Here is a 448-nt window from a genome sequence, read left to right on the forward strand (position 1 = left end):
ACGTGCCTTTGAATTTTATTTGAAGACTGAAAAGGAATGTCAGCAGAATACCGTTATCCGTTATATGAAATGTCTGAAGAAGATTACCAATCTGGCACTGGCCAATGAATGGATAGCCAAAGACCCGTTTATCGGTATCAAGTTCCACGAAAAAGAAGTAATCGAGCATTTTGGCTACATTCTCAATGCTTACCCCATTGGCTAAACAAACAGATGTGGCATACGGGTGACGGGCTGTGTGGGTAGTCAGGTTCTTCTTTATCAGACACAGGTCGGAAATCTCTTTCAGGTAGCTGTTCATCTTCTGATTGCAGGGAACAGGCAGCAATACTCCTTTCTTTTTGCAGGCAGGATAATTTGCATATTTTCTCAGGATTTCCAAAGGAATATCCAGCAACGGAATATTGCACATGTTCTTTGTTTTCTGACGTGGCTTCCTGATCCACAG

1 protein-coding gene and 1 pseudogene are annotated in these 448 nt (G+C 42.2%); one reads left to right on the forward strand and one right to left on the reverse strand.

The window, feature by feature from the left end; all coding sequences use genetic code 11:
• Positions 1 to 172 (forward strand): annotated as a pseudogene (locus DXA74_RS16715) (phage integrase SAM-like domain-containing protein); the annotation flags it as partial.
• 10 nt (positions 173 to 182) lie between these two features.
• Here the strand turns inward: DXA74_RS16715 and DXA74_RS16720 are convergent.
• Positions 183 to 448 (reverse strand): hypothetical protein (locus DXA74_RS16720; RefSeq protein WP_370448518.1); only part of this gene is annotated, 266 nt, incomplete at its 5' end.

Source organism: Bacteroides sp. OF04-15BH (assembly GCF_003477995.1).
Classification (GTDB): domain Bacteria; phylum Bacteroidota; class Bacteroidia; order Bacteroidales; family Bacteroidaceae; genus Paraprevotella.